This window comes from Nevskia soli DSM 19509, from assembly GCF_000711955.1.
GTDB classification, from domain to species: Bacteria; Pseudomonadota; Gammaproteobacteria; order Nevskiales; family Nevskiaceae; genus Nevskia; species Nevskia soli.
In genome coordinates, this window is sequence record NZ_JONR01000062.1 from 1 (window position 1) to 19,322 (window position 19,322).

Annotated in this window: 6 protein-coding genes; 4 read left to right on the top strand and 2 right to left on the bottom strand. The window is 62.8% G+C overall.

Annotated elements, in window-relative coordinates:
• The 3 genes from BP26_RS30185 to BP26_RS0121530 form a co-directional block, all read left to right on the top strand.
• A partial coding sequence (locus tag BP26_RS30185; protein WP_036517609.1) for an Lhr family helicase occupies positions 1 to 411 on the top strand: 411 nt, incomplete at its 5' end.
• A 257-nt stretch (positions 412 to 668) separates the two neighbouring features.
• Positions 669 to 15,821 (top strand): LysM peptidoglycan-binding domain-containing protein, encoded by a 15,153-nt coding sequence (locus BP26_RS26975; protein WP_084183317.1) that lies wholly within the window; start codon positions 669 to 671, stop codon positions 15,819 to 15,821.
• Between the two features lie 6 nt (positions 15,822 to 15,827).
• Positions 15,828 to 16,487 carry a hypothetical protein gene (locus BP26_RS0121530; protein WP_029922628.1) on the top strand — a complete coding sequence of 220 codons (660 nt, stop codon included), beginning with the start codon at positions 15,828 to 15,830 and terminating at the stop codon, positions 16,485 to 16,487.
• A 372-nt stretch (positions 16,488 to 16,859) separates the two neighbouring features.
• Here BP26_RS0121530 and istB read toward each other — a convergent pair whose 3' ends face one another.
• Complete coding sequence (gene istB, locus BP26_RS0121535; RefSeq protein ID WP_029922608.1) at positions 16,860 to 17,621, bottom strand: IS21-like element helper ATPase IstB; 762 nt, start codon at positions 17,619 to 17,621, stop codon at positions 16,860 to 16,862.
• A gap of 18 nt (positions 17,622 to 17,639) precedes the next feature.
• The gene (gene istA, locus BP26_RS0121540) at positions 17,640 to 19,139 is read right to left on the bottom strand and encodes an IS21 family transposase (RefSeq protein ID WP_029922609.1); all 1,500 of its coding nucleotides are present in this window, start codon (positions 19,137 to 19,139) and stop codon (positions 17,640 to 17,642) included.
• Here istA and BP26_RS30420 point away from each other — a divergent pair.
• Positions 19,138 to 19,322, top strand: a 185-nt coding sequence (locus BP26_RS30420; protein ID WP_211255009.1) for a hypothetical protein, incomplete at its 3' end; no start/stop codon positions are given. The two genes, istA and BP26_RS30420, sit on opposite strands and share 2 nt — an antisense overlap.

Genomic DNA, 19,322 nt, shown 5'->3' on the forward strand with positions numbered 1-19,322 from the left:
GGGCTGCCGCCGTGGCGCGAACTGTTCTACGTCTATCGCCGCATGGAGGCGCGCGGCGAGATCAGCGGGGGTCGGTTCGTCAGTGGTTTCTCCGGCGAGCAGTTCGCGCTCAATGATGCGGCTGCGTTGTTGCGCAAGGTGGCGAACAGCGAGGCGGCCGACGAGCATGTTTCGATCTCCGCGGCCGATCCTTTGAACCTTGTGGGCATCCTGACGCCAGGCGATAAGGTCCCGCGGCTCCCCGGCAACCGGGTGTTGTTCGAGAATGGGGTGCCGGTGGCGGTGCAGACCGGCGGAGAGGTGCGTTATCTCAGGCCGCTTGATGCGAAGGCGGAGTGGGAGATCCGTAACCTTTTGATCCGGAAACAAAAGCCCGGCGGATATTTCGAACAGGCGGTACGGCCGCAGTAAGGCAACAGTTCCTTGCGGCAGACCGGCCCGGCGACTTCGGGGGGTGTTGCCGGGGGTTCAACACGGGCCTGTGCAGCCAGGAAGGGGCTGGAATCCGCACACTCGGTGCAATCGCTTCCCGATCCCTGTGGGTGTCTCATCATGCCTAAACTTTTTTTTCCAATCTGCGGATTTAAGGATATAGGGGCGCTTGGGGTATGTCGGTGCGCCCGGGAAATCCGGAAAAAGTCCAAGGCTGGGAAACCTAAGGCAAACGCATGTCATCCATATTCGTGGGGAATGGACTGGGGTTGTTCGGCAGTTCACTGACGCAATACAACGGCTATGGCGGATCGGGAACCCCACAGGTGGGAGGCCCGGGGCGCGACGGCGCGTATGTCAACGCCGCGACCGGCAACATGGTGCTGCAGAGCCAGGACGAGTTCATCTCAGCCTTGGGCCTGGACGACAGCCTGTTCCGTACCTATAACAGTCAGGGCCTTGCGGGAGCCAACGGCCTGGATTCCGTGGATAGCTGGCGCCTGTCGGCGTATCGCGCCCTGAGTGGCGTGAGCGTGGTGGTGGGCACGTCCAGCTATGCCAACATTACCCGCACCGGTGCCGACGGGCACCTCGACACCTTCGCATACAACAGCGGCGCCAGCGCCTGGTATGCCGCTGATGGCTCGGGCGCCAGCGCCTATATCACCTATTCCACGACCAGCGGGCAGTGGACCTATCACGACGGCAGCACCGGCAGCACCGAGCTTTACGATGCGGCCGGCAAACTGCTGTCTACCACGGATGCCAACGGCAATACCCTTGCCTATACCTTCACCGGTAATCTGATCACCCAGATCAAGGACGCGTCGGGACAGATTGCCTATCTGGACTACGACGCGAGCAACCGACTCACGGATATCCGGGTGGTAGGGCTAACGGCGGGAGCTACCAGCGCCAGCAGCACCCAAACCCTGATTCGGGTCAAGTATGGCTACGATGCGCAGAACCGCTTGACTTCGGTGAGCATCGAGCTGACCGGCGGCAATAGCAGCACCACGTTCGACGGCAACGTCTTCACCACCAATTACACCTACCAGAGCACCACCAGCAACCTTATCACCCGCATCGCGCAATCCGACGGCAGTGTCCTGTCCGTCGTCTACGACAGCTCTGGGCGCGTCAGTACCCTCACCGACGGCCTCGGGCGGGTCACCGGCTTCAACTACGCCACTGGCGGGCAGACCACCGTCACCGATCCGCTGGGAAATGCCACCACCTATGTCTACGACGCGGCCAAGCGTCTGACCCAGGTGATCCTGCCGGCCGTCAACGGCAGCAGCAACGGCGTCGGCTACCAGTACGACGCCAGCAACAATGTCATCCAGGTGACCGACGCTCAAGGCCGCGTCACCACCTACGGCTATGACGCGCACGGCAACCAGATCAGTGCACAGGATGCCCTAGGCGACAAGGTGACACGCACCTATGATGCCAATAACCACCTCCTGCTGGAGTCGGTTTCGGGCCCTGCACTGGCGACGCCGCTTACCACTCATTATGCCTATGACGCCAACGGCAACCTGCGCTTCGTGGTCACCCCGCAGGGGCGGGTGACCGAGTACCGCTACGCCGTCAACGGTGAGCTCGTCACCACCGTCGTTTACAGCGGCGCGGTATTCGACGGCAGCGCCACGGGCGTCTACAGCGGCCCCGATACCAGCCCGGGAGCTGTGCTTACTGTCACCGACCTGACGCATTGGCTCGGCGGTACCAACGGCAATGGCGGAGTTGCGGTCAACCAGGCCCAAATCCAGCGCAGCGACACCACCTATGACCTGACCGGCCAAGTCAAGACGGTCACCACCTATGCCGGCATCAATAGTGACGGCACCGGCAAGCTCGACGGCACACAGAGCTTGCGCCATTACGTCTACGACCTCTACGGTCGCCTGCTGATGCAGATCGACCCGCGGGCCGCGGCAGCCGTGCAATCGGCCACCAACCCCTACCCAACCTACTACAACAACGCAACTGCACTGGTCACCAGCTACGCCTACGACGGTCTCTCCCGCACACTGTCGGTGCAGAACGGCCTCGGCCAGAGCACCACCACCGTATACGGCAGCGGCACGCCCAGCACCACGGGTACCGGCTTCGGCATCACTCTTGCGGTAACGGCACCCACAGGCGTCAAGACCGTCACTGCCGAGAACAGCGATGGCTGGGTTACGGCAGTGTCGCACCAGACTTCCACCGGCACGGCACTGGACGGTCCCGGTACTACCTACGCCTATGACTACGATGGCAGACTGGTGCAGCAGACCGATGCCACCGGTCAGAAAACCTACTATCTCTACGACGCCCGCGGTCGCCAGGTGGGCATGGTCAGCCCGCAGAACGAACTGACCGAGACGGTCTACAACAACGACAACCAGATCATCTCCGTCATCCGCTACGCTGCCGCCGTGACGGTGGCGCCCCTCGACGCCAATGGCAATTCCAAGGCGTTGAGCGCTTTGCGTCCCACTATCGGAACGGCCCAGAACCGCAGCAGTTACAACTTCTACGATACGGCGGGACGGCTGATCTACGCCGTCGACGCCCTTGGCTACGTCACCGGTTACAGCTACAACGCCGCTGGCCGGATGCTGGGCAAGACCGAATATTTCACCGCCCTGTCCACCATCCCCACCACCGGCAACGCAGCCGACGTCGCCATTACCGCCAACGCAGCCGACCGGGCCACCCGCTATTTCTATGACGGCGACGGCAAGCTGCTCGGCACGCTCGATCCCGACGGTTACCTGACGCAGGTTTTCTACGATGCCGCGGGCGAGGTGAAGAAAACCACCACCTACGCCACGGTTACCAATTCCAGCCAGCGCGCCAGCGGCGCGCTATCGGCATTGATCCCGGCGTCCGACACCGCCAACGACCAGTCGAGCTATACCTTCTACGACGGCGAAGGCCGTGTTTCCGCCACCATCGACGCCGGCGGCTACCTCACTGCCAATGTCTACGACACCGCCGGCAATCTCAAGCAGCAGATCCGCTACGCCACCCCGGTCAGCTACGCCGGCACCGGGTCAGCGCCTGCGCCGACCACCAGCGCGTCCGACCAAACGCAGAGCTGGGTCTACGATGCCCTTGGTCGCCTAACTCAGCAGGTCGACGTCCAAGGCACCAGCACCCTGTACAACTACGATCCAGTCAGCGGTTTCCTGACCTCCGTCACCAGCGCCGCAACCGGAACGCCTTCCAGCCCCACGGCGCAGAACGACCAGCTCGGCCGCGGCGACGCACGCACCACCACTTATCTCTACGATCCGCTGGGACGCGTTACCACCGTCCTGCTGGGCGTCGGCAGCGCCGCTTACCAGGCTGCCACTACAGCCAACAAGCCTGCCGTGGCGGCCAGCTACGGCACACAGGAGGTTTACGATACCGCCGGTCGCAAGATCCGCAGCATCGATCCGGACGGCCACACCACGTACTACTACTACGATGGCGATGGCCGCCTAGTCTATACCGTCGACGGTGCCGGTGAAGTATCCGGGGCCCAGTACGACGCCTTCGGCGACGTGGTCAAATCCACCCAGTATGCAAGCCGCATCAGCCTCACCGGCCTCACGGGTGGCCTGCTTGCGGGCGACAGCGTCTTCAGCGCGGCGATCGCCGCCGCCGGCTTTCAGACCAATGCCCTCAATCGCATTGCCAGTTCGGTTTACGGCGACAACCGCGGCCTGGTGACCCAGACCACCGACGGCCAGGGATTCGTCACCACCGAGAGCTATGATCACTTTGGCGAGTTGCAGACCAGGGTAAGCGATGTCGGGGCTTCCCACGCTTCCGGCCTGACCCGCAGCGATGGTTACATCTACAATGCCCGAGGCCTGCTGACCCAGCGGACAACGGACAGCGGCGGCCTCGCCCTTCTGACCAGCAACAGCTACGACGCCTTCGGGCGGTTGATCCAGGTGCAGGATGCCAGCGGCACCCTGACCAAAATGCAGTACGACCGCCTGGGCCGCACCGTTGTCGTCACTGACGGCCTCGGTCAGGGCACGACCACGACCTATGACGCCTTCGGTCGTGTGCTGACGTTGAAGGACCGCAGCGGCGCCGTCACCGGTTACGCTTACACCGACGGCACGCAGACCCAGACCATCACCGACGCCGACGGGGACGTCACTACAACCGTTCACAACCGGCAAGGCCAGACCATCCAGGTGAGCATCGCCAAGGCTGGTGTCGTCGCTTTCAGCGCCACCTACGCTTACGACGCCGACGGCAACCTGCTGTCCACCAAGGATGGCGACAACAACCTGAGCAGCAGCGGCTACGACGATGCCGATCTGCTCGTCACCAGCACCGATGCCAACGGCATCGTCACGGCTTACACCTACGACGCCGCCAACCGGCTCCTGACCAAGACCCTCGATCCGAGCGGCCTCAATCTCTGGACCCGCTACGCCTACAATGCTTTCGGCCAGGCCTTTCAAGTCACCGATTCCGCTGGTGTCACCACCGAAACCGTATTCGACAACGACAGCCGCAGCACCGCCGTCATTCTCGACACTGCTGGCCTCAAACTGGCCACCACCTACACCTATGACGCCCTGGGGGATACCTTGAGCGTCATCGAAGGCCGCCAGGCCGCCGGCAGCAGCGGGGCCTGGACCTTTACCACCCTGGCGAGCAGCCGCACCACCCAGTACACCTATGACAAGCTCGGGCGCCAGACCAGCCAGGTGGTTGACCCGGGCAGCGGTAAGCTCAATCTCACCACCAGCTATGCCTACGACAAGGACGGCAATCTGGTCAAGAAGGTCGACGCCAACGGCAATATCTGGCGCTACGCCTATGACGCCGACAACCACCAAGTTTACGCCGTCGATCCCCTGGGTGAAGTCACCCAGACCAGCTACGACGGCGAGGGACGCGTAACCCGCACCGCTCGGTATGCTACCGGGATCAATACGACCAGCATCGCCGATCCCCCGACGATCGCCAGCATCCAGGCCTTGCTGCCGGCCAGCCCGAATCCCGCTGTCGATCGCGTCAGCTGGAACAGTTACGACAGCGCCGGTCGGCTCGCTTTCAGCATCGATGGAGTCGGTGATGTAACCGGTTACGGCTATGACGCCGTGGGCCACGTAACACAGACCACCCGCTACGCGGTTCCAGTCAACACCGCGGCCCTTTTGGGCGCAAGCAGCAACAGCGATGTGCTGATGGTCTTGGCCACCGTGTGGAGCAACGACCTGAGCAGCAACATCAACGGCTTCAACGTACCGGATACGGACAATCCGTACTACCAGTACGCCAACGGCCAGTTCTTGGTGACGGTGGACCCCGCCGGCACGACCCAGCAGACGCCCTACATCTACAGCCAGGGCTATGCGCCGACGCAGTCCAGGCCGCTCGGCTACCGGATGGAGATCAGCACGGGCGCCAGCGGCACCAGCAGCAGCATCAGCGTGGGTCCGCGCGAACACCAAGCCGGCTCGGATGCCACGCTGAGCGCGGCGTTCAGTTCCGACGGCTTTGTCTATGCCGATTTTTCCACTGGCCAGAGCAGCTCGCTCAACGGTTGGTTCAAGCTGGGAGCTTTCCAGAACAATACGACCTATGTCGTCGATGTAGTGGCGACGGCCACCAGCGCCACCTTGTATGTCTACGTCAAGGGACAGCCGCGCAGCTCTGGATACACCTACACCTCTCCGGCCGGCAGCGGGCTGCACTTCGTCAATCCTGCGCTGTACATCCTGCCGTTCGAAGGAAGCGGCACCGCGGCCAACACCTTCCGCTTCGACAATTTCGTCGTCTACCAGGCCGATGCCAGCGGCAATCCCGCACCGCAAACGTCCGCTGCAGATCAGACCGCGCGCAGCATCTACGACACTGCCGGGCGTTTGACCTATGCAGTCGACGCGTTGGGTGATGTCACCGGCTACAAGTACGACGCCGATGGGCAGGTGACGCAGACCATCAAATATGCGACACCGCTGGCCTCGGGAACTCCAATGACTGCGGCTGGCATCCTTGCCGCCGTGGGAACCGGCAACAGCCTGCCCGCCGACCAGAGCCTGCTGCCGGGGCAATCGCTCTATTCAAACGGAGGGGCGTATCGGCTCACCTATCAGACCGATGGAAACCTAGTTCTTTTCAACAAGGCGAACCAGGTCCTGTGGGCCTCCAACACGAGCGGGACCTCGCCAGGCCAGGTGCGTTATCAGGGCGATGGCAACCTGGTGATCTACAACCAGCAGGTGCAATCCGTGTGGGCCAGCGGAGTGAACGGCTCTGGTGGCAAGCTGGTGATTCAGGACGACGGCGACGTTGTCACCTATGCAGCCGACGGGACCGCCACTTGGTCCGCTTACGCCGGAAACCTCGTGGGACAAAGCACCGGAATGCAGCCGGATCAGAGGCTGACGCCCGGGCAGTCCATTTATTCCGACGCCGGGGGAAGCTATCACCTGGCCTATCAGACGGACGGAAACCTCGTCCTCTATGCCCACGATGGCCGTGCACTGTGGTCTTCGAATACTGCGGGAACTTCGGCTGGGTACGCGACTTATCAGAGCGACGGCAACTTCGTCATTTACAACCAGCAGGGGCAGGCTGTTTGGAATACCGCCACTTTTCAGGCCGGCGGCAGCCTGTTCCTTCGTAGCGACGGAAACCTGGTGATCTACGCTGCCGATGGCTCTTCTATCATCTGGTCCAGCGGCACCGGCGATTCGGGCGCTCCCGCTCCTCGCTCCAGTTGGACCGTGTACGACAATGCGGGCCGCGTGCGTTTCCAGGTCGATGCCCTCGGCTCGGTTACGGAAACCCAATACGATGCCGATGGCCGCGTTAGCGCCACCATACATCATGCCCAGGCCATCAATACCGCGACCCTATCCGCAAGTCCAAAGCCGAGCGATATCCTGGCCGCCCTCAATGGCGCCGGCTTCGCCGACGATTTCGGCAAAGGACTGGGGGGCTACGCCCTGAGTGGCGGCACCGGCCTGGTCGCTTCCAACGGTCAGCTGCATCTGACCGATACCGCCACCGCATCCGTCGCCCTGGGCGCGCGGATCAGCACCATAGGGGCCAATTCTCCTCAGGTCTACCGCGCCGAGTTCACACCGCTCTCCACCACCGGCCTCTACTATTTCGGCGCCGTCAACGGCAGCGGCACCACCTTGCAACAGCTGGTCAGATTCACCAACGGCCAGATTCAGTCCTATACCAACAACAATGGCACCGTAGCCGCCGTCACGCTCGGCAGCTATTCGGCCGGTGTCACCTATGTCGTCGAAGTACAGGTGACCTCGACCGGCAGCACCCTTTATGTTTACCCCAAGGGCAGCCTGCGCAGCAGTGGATACAGCAAGACCTTCGCTACCACATGGACCAATGCCCGCAGCTACATCCAGGCCGGTGCCGGCAGTGGTGAAAGCGCAGTGCTGGACAATCTCACCGAAAGCGCTGCCCTGCCCAATGACGGTTCCGCCGACCAGGTCACGAGCAGCACCTACGACGCCGCCGGCCGCCTGATCAGCACCCAGGACGCGGCGGGCTATGTGCAGAGCTACACCTACGACAGCCTCGGCAACAAGCAGAGTTATACCAATCAGAACGGTTATACCTGGAACTATCAATACGACGGTGCCGGGCGCATGGTCCTGCAGGTCGATCCGGCAACGACCACCTATAACATTACTACCAGCGGCACGGCGAGTGTCGCCCCGAACGCCGCTACACAGCTCGCGGCGCAGAAGATCACCTACGATAACCTGGGCAACGTCAAGACTAAATCAGACGGCTACGCCACTGGTAGCCCCGGCAGCTACGGCTTCACCAACTTGCGCACCACGACTTACAATTACGACGCTCTGGGGCGGCAGATCCAGACCATTCAGCCGACGGTTGGTATTTACACCTCAGTGGGCGACAACTACGGCGCCAGCCGCGTCGAGACGACGATTGCGCCGACAACCAGCACTCTCTACGACGCGCTGGGCAATGCCATCGTCGGTCGCAACGCCCGGGGTACCTACACCTACAAGATCTACGATCAGATCGGCCGCCTCGTTTACGAAATGGACGCCGATCACTACGCCACCGGGTATACCTACGACGCATTCGGCAACCAGCTCACCGTGAGCCGCTACGCCGACAACCTCGATCCGTACGATTCCGAGATCAACGGCTTGCAGGACTACGAAAACACGCTGACCTCCGCGCTCGGCAACCTGTCCAATGGCGCAGCGCTCAGCAGCGCCGCGGAGGCGGCGCAAGCCAAGGCCAATCTGATGATCGGCCACCTTGACTCGACCGACCAGCGTACCGTCACCACCACCTATGACGCCCTGAACCGCAAGATCCGGGTGGTGCAGCCGGCAGTGGCTTTCTACCTGCCCACCGTCAATGCCGGCGGTGTGGTGGGTACCACCTATAGCGGTACCGCCAGCCCCACCACCACCTACGCCTACGATGCCTTCGGCGATCTCACCACCCAAAGCGTGCTGCGCAACCCGCAGGCCAACGAGTGGGTAAGCACCTACTCCGGTTACGACAAGGCCGGACGGCAGACCGACGTCGTCGACGGCCTCGGCTACTACACGCGCCAGGCCTACGACGCGTTCGGCAACCTGGTGCAGAGCATGCAGTATGCGAAGCCGCTCGCCGCCATTCCGGCCAGCTTGCCCAACTTCGCCAGCTTCACGCCGCCTGCCGCCACCGCCGCCAGCGCCGCGAATCCCGACGCTGCAGGCTACGATCGGGTGGTGCAATACGGTTACGACCAGCTCAACCGCCAGATCAGCCAGACCCGTGTTGGCGTGCTGACTTCAGCTCTGGACGCCGGCAGCAACCTGACGCAGGCGGTGGGCGGCCAGACCTCCTTCACCGCCTACGACGGCGTCGGCAACGTGGTCTCCCAGACCGACGCGCAGGGCGATACCACCGTTACCTATTACAACGCGCTAGGTCAGATCGTCGGCGTGCAGCAGCCCGCCCGGGTCACCGGCGCCAACGGCTCCAATATCAGCGTGCGCTCGCTCAATGCCAGCTATAGCACGCTGTCCGCGGCGAACGAGGTAGTCCTGCAATGGGATTCCCTGCAGTCCTGGGGCACGGGCGACGTCAGCATCAACGTTACCTATGAAGGCGATTACACCACGTATACCTACGTGCTGCTTGAGCCGGCGATTCCCGCCGACAACGAGCCCGCGATCTACCAAAAGATCCCGCATCAGAATCACGGCACCTTTACCGCCACGTTGAACCTTGCCGCGGCCGCCAGCTATACCGGGGCCGGTGTGAGTGTTACCCCGTTGAGCAACATGCACATCGATTCGGTACAGGTGCAGAAGCAGGTCAACGGCAGCTGGGTGGATGTGTTCGACACGGCCGCCTCGGGGGGCATCCAGCCGCGGATCGAGATCGGGCAACTGCCCGCCAGCGTGGCCAGCGTGTCGATGGTCGCCACCCTCAGCGGCGGTGGCGCCACCACTTTGACTCTGAGCAAGATCGGCAACATGTGGGTTGCGCCGTACGCCAGCCTCGCCGCCGGCAGCTATGCCTATACCCTCACCGCAAAAAACAGCTCCGGCGCACTGGTCGATCTGCGCTCTGTCGGCGGAACCGTCTCCGGCACTTTCGCCGGGACTTTCTCCGTCAACCGGCCGTCGGGGGCCTCTCCCTGGATCCGCGCCGATAGCATGCCGCAGACGGTGACTCCGCTGACTGCCTACGAGTACGACCTGCTCGGCAACCAGATCGCCCAGATCAAGTACGCTTCGCCTAACGTGGCCATGCCTGCGAACGGCGCCGCCCCGGCCGGGCAGGACGCCGCCAACGACCAGTACACCTACTCGCGCTACGATGCCCTGGGGCGCGTCATCGAGACGGTCGAGATCAACAACCAGGGCAATGCCAGCCCGGTCGAAGGGCAGGGCAACCACAACACAGTGGAAGATCGCTCCTACGACGCGCTCGGCAACGTGCAGCGTGTGTGGACGACGCTCACCACCGCAACTGGCGCCAGCCTCGCCAAAGTGCAGCTGTACGGTTACGACCTGGCCGGGCAGCAGACCTACGAATCGGACATCCTGCGCGATCCGCGCAGCACCAGCTATACGGCCATTGCCAGCGCCGTGACCTATGACGCCTACGGCGAGCAGATCCTGAAGTCGCGATCCACCTCCGTCAACGGCGCGGCGAGCACCTATCTCGGCTCGGAGTTCTACGATTACGACGCCGCCGGCCGCCTCTGGCAGACCGACGAGGGCGGAGTGGATACGGTCTACCGCTATGACCTGCAAGGCGATTCCACTGCCAAGGTATTGGTGCCTGGGACCGGTAACGCGACCAATGTCGCCCCCACCCCGGCGCGCCTGTCGGCACCGTCCGCCGTCACGGGCGTCACTGGCGGCATCGAAACCGACATCGCATATGACCGTCTCGGTCGCGCCATCCAGCAGCGCGACCAGTCTTTCACCCAAAGCGCAGCCAGTCCCAGCGACACATCAGGTGTTGTGTCCGTTTCGCAGTCCGACACCGCCAGTGGCAGCTGCACCGGCAACGTTACCAAGCGTAAAGACGGCGACGCCAACGTCTACGACTATACGGTACATGGCACTTTCACATTCAACTGGCCGACCCTTGCCTCCCTGGGCAGCGCACCTATATCGGTAACGGCCGTCTACGGCACGGCGGGCGGCGGCACCAGCTCCTATACCTGGACCGGTATTACAGCCAGCCAGTATGTTGCCGGGGGCACGCTGACTTTTGACGACGATGCCTTCAGCAGTACTAACGCAAACAATAGCGTTCCCACCACCCTGGTCTCCGTCATCGTCACGGCGCAAGTCGGGGGAAGCTGGCAGCTGGTGCGTAATTCCGCTTCCACTTCGAGACAGCTCGGGCTGATTTTTCCGTCGTCGTACAACGTCCAGTCGGGGACTTTTTACTACCGCGCGGGTACCAGCGGTGGCTATACCGCGATCAACTTCGCCAACGGCGGCAGCGATGTCGCCGTCCCCCTGGCGATCGGTTCGCTGGCGAATGGAACTTATCAGTACTATTTCAACACCCAGAGTTCGGCTTCCGGCTTCACTCCCGAAACCCTGACATTCTCGGGCACTTTCACGGTGAGCGGCGGCCAGATCACCGCTTTCGCCGCGCCCGCCGCGGTGCAGTTGCAAGGTATCCACAACCAGACCGTGGATCGCTGGGGTAATGTCAACTCCATCACCGACGCACGCAACAGCGCCTGGGTCACGCACAACTACTACGACGACCAGAACCATCTGATCGAAGCGGTGCAGCCCACCGTCACCGAGTGGAACTCCAGCACCGGCGCCCAGGCCCAGGGCAACCCGCGGACCTGGTCCTATTACGACAACTTGGGCCGGAAGATCGCAGCCAGAGACGCCGACGGTAATCTCACCCGCGACTATTACGACTCGGCCGGTAACCTGGTCGAGGAGTTGCGTCCGGATGGCGGCACCTGGAGCTGGGGTTACGACGTGCTCGGCCGGCAAACCCAGACCCGCGACGGAACCGGCAGCCTCACCAATTTCAGCTATGACCAGCTCAACCAGCTACTCAAGCAGGATCAAGGCGGGTTTGCCGCGGGCGACCGCATCGAGACCTATACCTATGACGAAGCCGGCAACCGCACCTCTTCCACCGATGGGGCCGGCGACAAGACCCGCTACCTCTACGACAGCAATAACGAGTTGGTGGAGGAACTGTCGCCGCTGACGCTCTACAGCGGCACCGTTGCCGCGGACGCGAACTACAACACTCAGTACTGGTACGACGCGTTCGGCCGCAAGACGCAGCTGCAGAACTACATCGGCGGCGCCTTCAAGTCCGAGACCTGGGGCTACGATTACTTCGGTCGCCAAACCGCCCATACCGACCTCGGCGGATCCGTCTACAGCAATACCTATAACGGATTGGGTCAGCTAATCAGGCAGACCAACACCGCTACCACCCAGACCGAGAGCTACGCCGGCAGTTCCACCAACGTCACCACAGTAGGCGAGAACCTGACCTATGCCTACTACTCCAACGGCTGGCTGGCCAGCGTGGCGGACAACGAGGCCGGTCGGGATCAGCAGCTGACCTCCTACCAATATGACGTCGACGGCAATCACACGCTGGAGCGGACCACCGACACAGTCACCCACACCAACTTCATCGACACCCAAATCCACTACGATGCCCTCGGCCGCACCAGCGCCCTATTCGATGACGACTACAGCCAGTACTACGGCTATGACGCCAATGGCAACCGCATACACGTCGGCAACGCCTGGTACCAGTACGACGCCGAGAACCGCATCACCCTGAGCGCAGGCACGCTGTCCGGCAGCGCCGTGTCCGGCGGCACCCAGATTGGCTATGACATGAGCGGTCACCGCCTTCAGGCCACAGCCGGCAGTACCCTGCAACTCTATACCTACGACCCGGATGGGCAGTTGGTTCAAACCAAGATCGCCAACGACGGTATCAGTACCGATGCCGTGCCCAGCAGCATTCGCGTGTACGACCAAGCCGGCCGCATGGTCTCCTACCAGGACTACGGCGTCTACGGCTCCACCACGCTGACCGACAGCCGGACCATGACGTACAACGCCAACGGGATGCTGATCGCCCAGACTAGCAGCGGGGCGAACGGCGCCATGACGTCCCAGGTGAGCTACACCGCCGGCTCGGTCAGCGAGAGCGGCGCCACCCTGGCGGCGGATGCGGGTTACTACGACGGCATGGGCAATGCCAGCAAGTACACTGCCGGCGTCTACGCCGGCACCACCACCAATAACACGCTTACCTATACCAATACCTATCTGTTCGACTTCCTCAAGCTCGGTGACACCGAAAAGACCTACCGCGAACAGGGCAGCACCACCCAGAGCAACTACGTTCCCGGCACCACCACCTGGACCTACGACGCTCAGGGCAACGCCGTCAAGATCACCAATCCCAACGCCACCGTCACCGAGCAGGACCTGGTCAACGATACCCAGGGCCACATCCTGCAGCAGGTGCAAAACCAGGGCGCCTACTCCTCGACGGAGAACTTCTACTTCGTCAACGGCGCCGAAATAGGCCACCTGGGCGGCATGGAAGCCAGCACCCTGGATCTCACCTATCAGCCGGTATCGGAAGCCTATCCGCCGACCAACCCCGGCGGCTACGTCGTCCAGCCCGGCGACACCCTGCAGGGCATCGCCCTCAACTATTACGGCGATTCCAGCCTGTGGTACCTGATTGCCGACGCCAACGGGGTCGCCAGCGGACAAACCCTCCAACCGGGTCTGTCGCTGATCATCCCCAACCAGATCGGCAACCTCCACAACAACTCCACCACTTTCCGTCCCTATAATTCTTCACAGGTTATCGGCGATACCACGCCGTTGCCGAAATATGTGCCGCCGCCTCCGCCAGCGCATAGCTGTAATCCGATTGTGATGGTCATTGTCGCGGTGGTGGCGGTGGTTGCAACGATCATCACAGCAGGCGCTGCCGCGGTCGCCTTCGGCGCTGTGGCGGCCGACATGGGAACCTTTGCCGCCGGCACTGCCGTATTGACTGGAGCTGCGGGCTTCACCGGGGCCGCCATCGGCGCAGCAGCTATCGGCGGGGCCGTTGGCAGTATGGCCAGTCAGCTTGCTGGTGACGCCTTGGGCGTCTCGCATGGCATCTCGTGGAAGCAAGTGGCCATTGGAGCGATCGGCTCCGCCGCTAGCGCCGGAGTGGGCAGCGCAATTGCGGCTGGGGATCTTGGCAGTTCACTGCAATCGGGCCTCGGAGCGCTTCGCTCTGGAGCGGGGGGCTGGCAGGCAGCCGAAGCAGGCTTCGCCTCGGGTGCGCTCGACAGTGCCCTAACCCAAGGCGTTGGCGTCGCCACCGGCCTGCAGCATTCGTTCTCTTGGTCCCAGGTTGCTGCTGGCGCCCTTGTCTCCGGCGCTTTAGGGGCGATGGGTAGCAAATACGATCCGGCCAACAAATTCAACAATGCTGCGCCTGGCCAGATCGGCATTGGCGAGCTTCTTGGGAAAACGGCTGATGGAATAGTCTCAAGTATTGGCGGAACCGAGATCGGCATAGCCCTCGGTGGACATGGCAAGATCGATCTGGCGAGTGTTGCGGCCGATAGCTTTGGCAACGCTTTGGGATCAAGCATAGTCGGCGCGATTGAGCAGACTCCGGGGCAGACCCAGGCCCAGGCGCAGCAGCCGCAACAACCAATTCCGGTGTCCTACGGCGGCGCCAGCGTGCCGCGCAACCTGGTGGCCGATTCCGGACAGCTCTACTCGGATGCGTACTACACCGACAGCGGATCGGTAGATGCCAGCCCCGGCGGTGGCGCCGCGCCGGCGACCACCACCGCGAATCAGGACGTGGCGGCACTCAACGCCACGCAAGCTGGGCCGACCACGGAATCCGTCACCTTGCCGGGGGTCACGGTCACCGGGCAGAGGCAGGCGCCCGAAGAGCCGAGTTTGTTGGGTGAGCTTTGGTCAGATGTGAAAACCGTTGGATCGGACATTGCCACGGTTGGGAAGTACGTCGTGGGCGGTGCCGAACTGCTGGCGAGCGGGGTTTACAACGAGGCGGTGCGGATCGCCGGCGGTGTGGCGTCGATTCCGTTCGCGTTGTTCGATGGCGCAGATGCGGCAGTCGCTGTGCAGCAAGGCTTCAAGGACACGCTGGGCTATACGCCCCAGTCGTCGGGGGCGCAGTCGATTGAGTCTGCCTTGCAGCCGATGGGGCAGTTCCTCGACAAGAATGTGCTCAACCCATTGCACAATGCTTCCGAGTCGCTGATCGGTGATGCTGCGACGACGGTGCTGTTCTCGGCGGTGCAGGCAGGTGCAGAGATTGCCGGTGTAGTCGGTGGTGTGGGAGCGGTCCGGTCAGCGGCGGATCGGTTATTGACGGAAGGTGTGGAAGGAGCCGCTGCTGGGAGTAGGTTGGCTATTGCCGGGCAAGTCGCGGCGACTCCTGCCGAGCAAGAAGCAATTGTTTCGAACTATTTGCGAGATCAGTTCGGGACGGAAAACGTCGGGGAGCAGGTGCGCTTGCAGGTTACATATCCTGACGGCAGTACGAACATCATTAAGCCCGATGCGCTGGTACGGCTGCCTGATGGCAGCTTCCAGATTAATGACGCAAAATTGAGCTATACGAAAGACCTCTCCACGGCCGACTTGACCGATACTTTTAGTACCAATCAGAAGCCTGCTTTCGCGGGGATCGCGGATGGGAGTGCTACGGTCCAAATCGCGAACTCGAAAGCGGGCGCGGCTTTCTTCGGCGATACATTTGAAATAGGAAAGACGATCAACGTGCGTCCCCAAATCCAAATCTACGTCAACACACCACAAGGCCAGTTGCTGCGGCCTTATCCTTAATCGCCCATGACCACCGTCAGCGCTTCCAAGCTGGAAAAGCTCGTCGATAAAACGATCTTGGATTCTCTCGCTCCATTCGGTTTCGTGAAGGATGAAACCGGCGGGTCTTTCTGCGACAGAGGCGATGTTTATCTCTATGTCGGCGGGCTTACACGGCGGCTTGGCGGCAAGAATCGTATCGAGCCATTCGGACAGGTCGGCTTCGCTTCGGCAAACAGAATCAAGTTTGCATTCATGGAGCCGGGGAAGCCCATAAGAAAAGCCACGGGCACTTTCCAAGTCCACTATCGCCACTTCGCCGGCGAGCGGGACGCCTACATCGGCTGCGAGACCGAGGAGGAACTGCCGCACGCGTTGGAGCGGGTGCGGGATTTGACCCTCCATCGCCTGCTGCCGTGCCTGGAAAAGCACACCGACCCGAAGCAGGTCCTGCAGGCGTACATCGCCCACGACGAGCACCAGAAAAACTCGCTCGGCCTGCTGGGCGCGCATGACTACAACACCGCTCTCAGCGGCCTGATTCTCGCGCGGCTTTATGGCCGGGAGCACTACGAGCCGCTGAAGCGCCGCTATCAGCACTTCATCGAGCCGCTGATGCCGGAATTGAAGGAGAAGGCGCTCAAGTTGATCGCCTACTTGGACAGCGATCCTTTGCCGAGCTTGTAGCTCGCAGCGACCCGTGCGAAGTCGTCGAGTGTGTAGGCGGCTCCGCCGCGCCGCGATCTAGTCATTCCGCGCGCTTCGCTCGCTGAAAAGCCGTGACACACCATGCAATCGTCGATTGCCCCGCAAACCCTTGCGGGGCGTGGCTTTGCGCTGTAGTCGCTCCCCGGTGCCGATGTATTCGCCCCACCACTCAAGCCCCCGCCGTGCAAGGGAAAAAGTGTATTCGGTGCCCTGCGCGCCACAGCCTGGCGATCGCCGTTTGCGGAAAACCTGCGCAATCCGACGAAATCGGCCACCAAATCCGAGGCAAATCGGCCGGGTAATCCGGAGTCAATCGGCCACCCCTGGCGGTGCTGTGAAACGGGCGTTGGATTATGCAGCGGCGGCGGCTGGCGCAGTCAAGGATTTGGCTTGGCGTTTGCGCATGGAATCGCCCTTGAGCGCGAGCCTGTAGGCGTTGTGGACGAGTCGATCGAGGATGGCATCGGCCAGCGTCGGATCACCCAGATAGGCATGCCACTGCTCCACGGGCAGCTGACTGGTGAGTAGCGTGGACTTCTTGTCGTAGCGGTCGTCGAGGATCTCCAGCAAGTCGCGGCGGGTGGACTCGGCCAGCGGGGCCAGGCCGAAATCATCCAGCACCAGCAGATCGACCTTGGCCAGATTGCGGAAAAAGCTGGAGCGGTTGTTCATGGCCGTGGCGCGGGCCAGATCGTCGATCAGCCGTGGCAGCCGATAGCAGCGCACCGAGCGATCGGCCCGGCAAGCGGCATGGCCGATGGCGCAGGCCAGGTACGACTTGCCCACCCCGGTAGGACCGGTGACCAGCACGTTCAGATGCTGGGCGATCCAGGACAGGTCTGTCACTTGCGCCAGCACCCCGCGGTCCAGGCCACGCGCGGTCTTGGTGTCCAGGTCCTCCAAGCAGGCGGCCAAGGGCAGCTTGGCCCAGCGCAGGCGCTGGTGCAGGCGCTGCGAGTCACGCTCGGCGAGTTCATGCTGGATCAGCAGGCCCAGCCGGTCCCCGAAGGACAAGGCGGCCACGTCGGGTTGTGTCTGCTGGTGCTCCAGCGCGGCGGCCATGCCGCGCAGGCGCAGGGCCTGGAGTTGGGTGATTAGAGGTTGTTGCAGCATAAGTGGGACGACTCCGTTTCAGTGGTAGTAGGACGACCCGCGCAGGTTTTCGTGCTCGGGCAGGGACAGCGTGAGTTCGGTCTGAGCGGTGGGGGCCTGGATCAGCGCGCGGATGGCGCGGTAGCTGGTGCTCTTGAGCGCCAAAGCCCGGGCGCAAGCCGCTTCCAGCTTCTCGGATGAGAAATCCCGCGCCAGACGCAGGATGCCCAGCGACGCGCGCAGCGCATGCTCCGGGTGCCGGCGCGCATGGATCTGGGCGTATAGCACGCCAGCGGTGGCAGGCCCGATGGCCTCGGCCTGGCGCAGCAGCTTCTCGTGCGACAGATCGACGATCGCCTGATGGCGCTGCGGGCGGTGCGCCGCCAGCGTGGTAAACGTACCTGGAAGCGGGCTGCGCAGATGTGCCGCCGCGCGCTGGCCGCGATGGTAAATCTCCACTGCCTGCGCCGTCAGGCGCACCGTCACGGTCTTGCCCACCAAGGCATGCGGCACCGAGTAGTAGCGGCGCTCGACCTCGACGTGATAGTCCAGATGTACCTTGGCCTTCTTCCAGGCGGCGTATTCGTAAGTATCTGGCGGCAGCGGCCGCAGGGCCGGCGCATCGGCTGCAGCAAACACCGAGGCACGGCTGCCGTCGCGTTTCTGGAAAGACTTTTGATTCAGCTCGGCAACGAGGACGGCAATGGCCTGGTTGAGCGCGGCCAGGCTGAAGAAGGTGTGATGACGCAGCCGCGCGAGTATCCAACGCTCGACCACCTGCACGCCGACTTCCACCTTGGCCTTGTCGCGCGGTTTGCGGACGCGCGCCGGCAGGATGGTCACGCCGTAATGCTCGGCCAGATCCCGATAGGCCGGATTCAGATCGGGATCGTAGCGGTCGGGCTTGACCACTCCGGCCTTCAGGTTATCCGGCACCCACGCCGCCGGAGCCCCGCCGAAGAAATCCAGCGCGCGCACATGCGAGCCGCACCAGTCGGCGGCGCTTTGCGTCCAGGTGGCCTCGGCATAGGTATAGCTGGAATGCCCCAGCACGGCGACGAAGACCTGGGCCGGGCGGATTTCGCCGGTCTTGGGATCAATCACCTCGGCGGTCTGGCCAGCGTAGTCGACAAAGCACTTGTCACCGGGAGCGTGGGTTTGCCGCAGCACCAGGTCCTGGGTCTGACTCCAGGCCCGGTACAGGTCGCAGAAACGGCTGTACTGGTAGCCGGCCGGAACCGCCGCCTTGTACTCCTGCCACAGCAGCAACAGCGTCACGCCCTTGCGCTGCAGTTCCGTCTGCAGCTTGGCCCAATCCGGCACCGGTACGGCGTCTTCGCGCACCGACGGCGGCGGGTACAACCGAGCCTCCAGCTCGACTTCGTCCAGGCCGGCCGGCAACGGCCAGACCACCCCGGCCTGGACGGCCCGCCGCAAACAATCGGCCACGGTGCTGCGCGCAACCCCGACACTGGCGGCGATCTGTCGCGCCGACAGCCCGGCCGCAGTGAGGCGGAGAATCTCTCGAATCTTGCGCATGGACAACCTTTCTTTGGGCATCGCTCGCCTTGATCAAAAAAGCGGCAAGCGTGCAGGAACGGTGGTCCCGCGTCACAGCACCGGAAGGGGTGGCCGATTGACTCCGGATTACCCGGCCGATTTGGCTCGGAACAGGTGGCCGATTTACCTCGGAATCAGTGGCCGATTAACGTCGGAATACGC

Bases quoted from the DNA above. Each gene is read 5' to 3' on its own strand.
- BP26_RS0121530 (WP_029922628.1), top strand. From the start codon at position 15,828: ATGACCACCGTCAGCGCTTCCAAGCTGGAAAAGCTCGTCGATAAAACG.
- istA (WP_029922609.1), bottom strand. From the start codon at position 19,139: ATGCGCAAGATTCGAGAGATTCTCCGCCTCACTGCGGCCGGGCTGTCG.
- istB (WP_029922608.1), bottom strand. From the start codon at position 17,621: ATGCTGCAACAACCTCTAATCACCCAACTCCAGGCCCTGCGCCTGCGC.
- BP26_RS26975 (WP_084183317.1), top strand. From the start codon at position 669: ATGTCATCCATATTCGTGGGGAATGGACTGGGGTTGTTCGGCAGTTCA.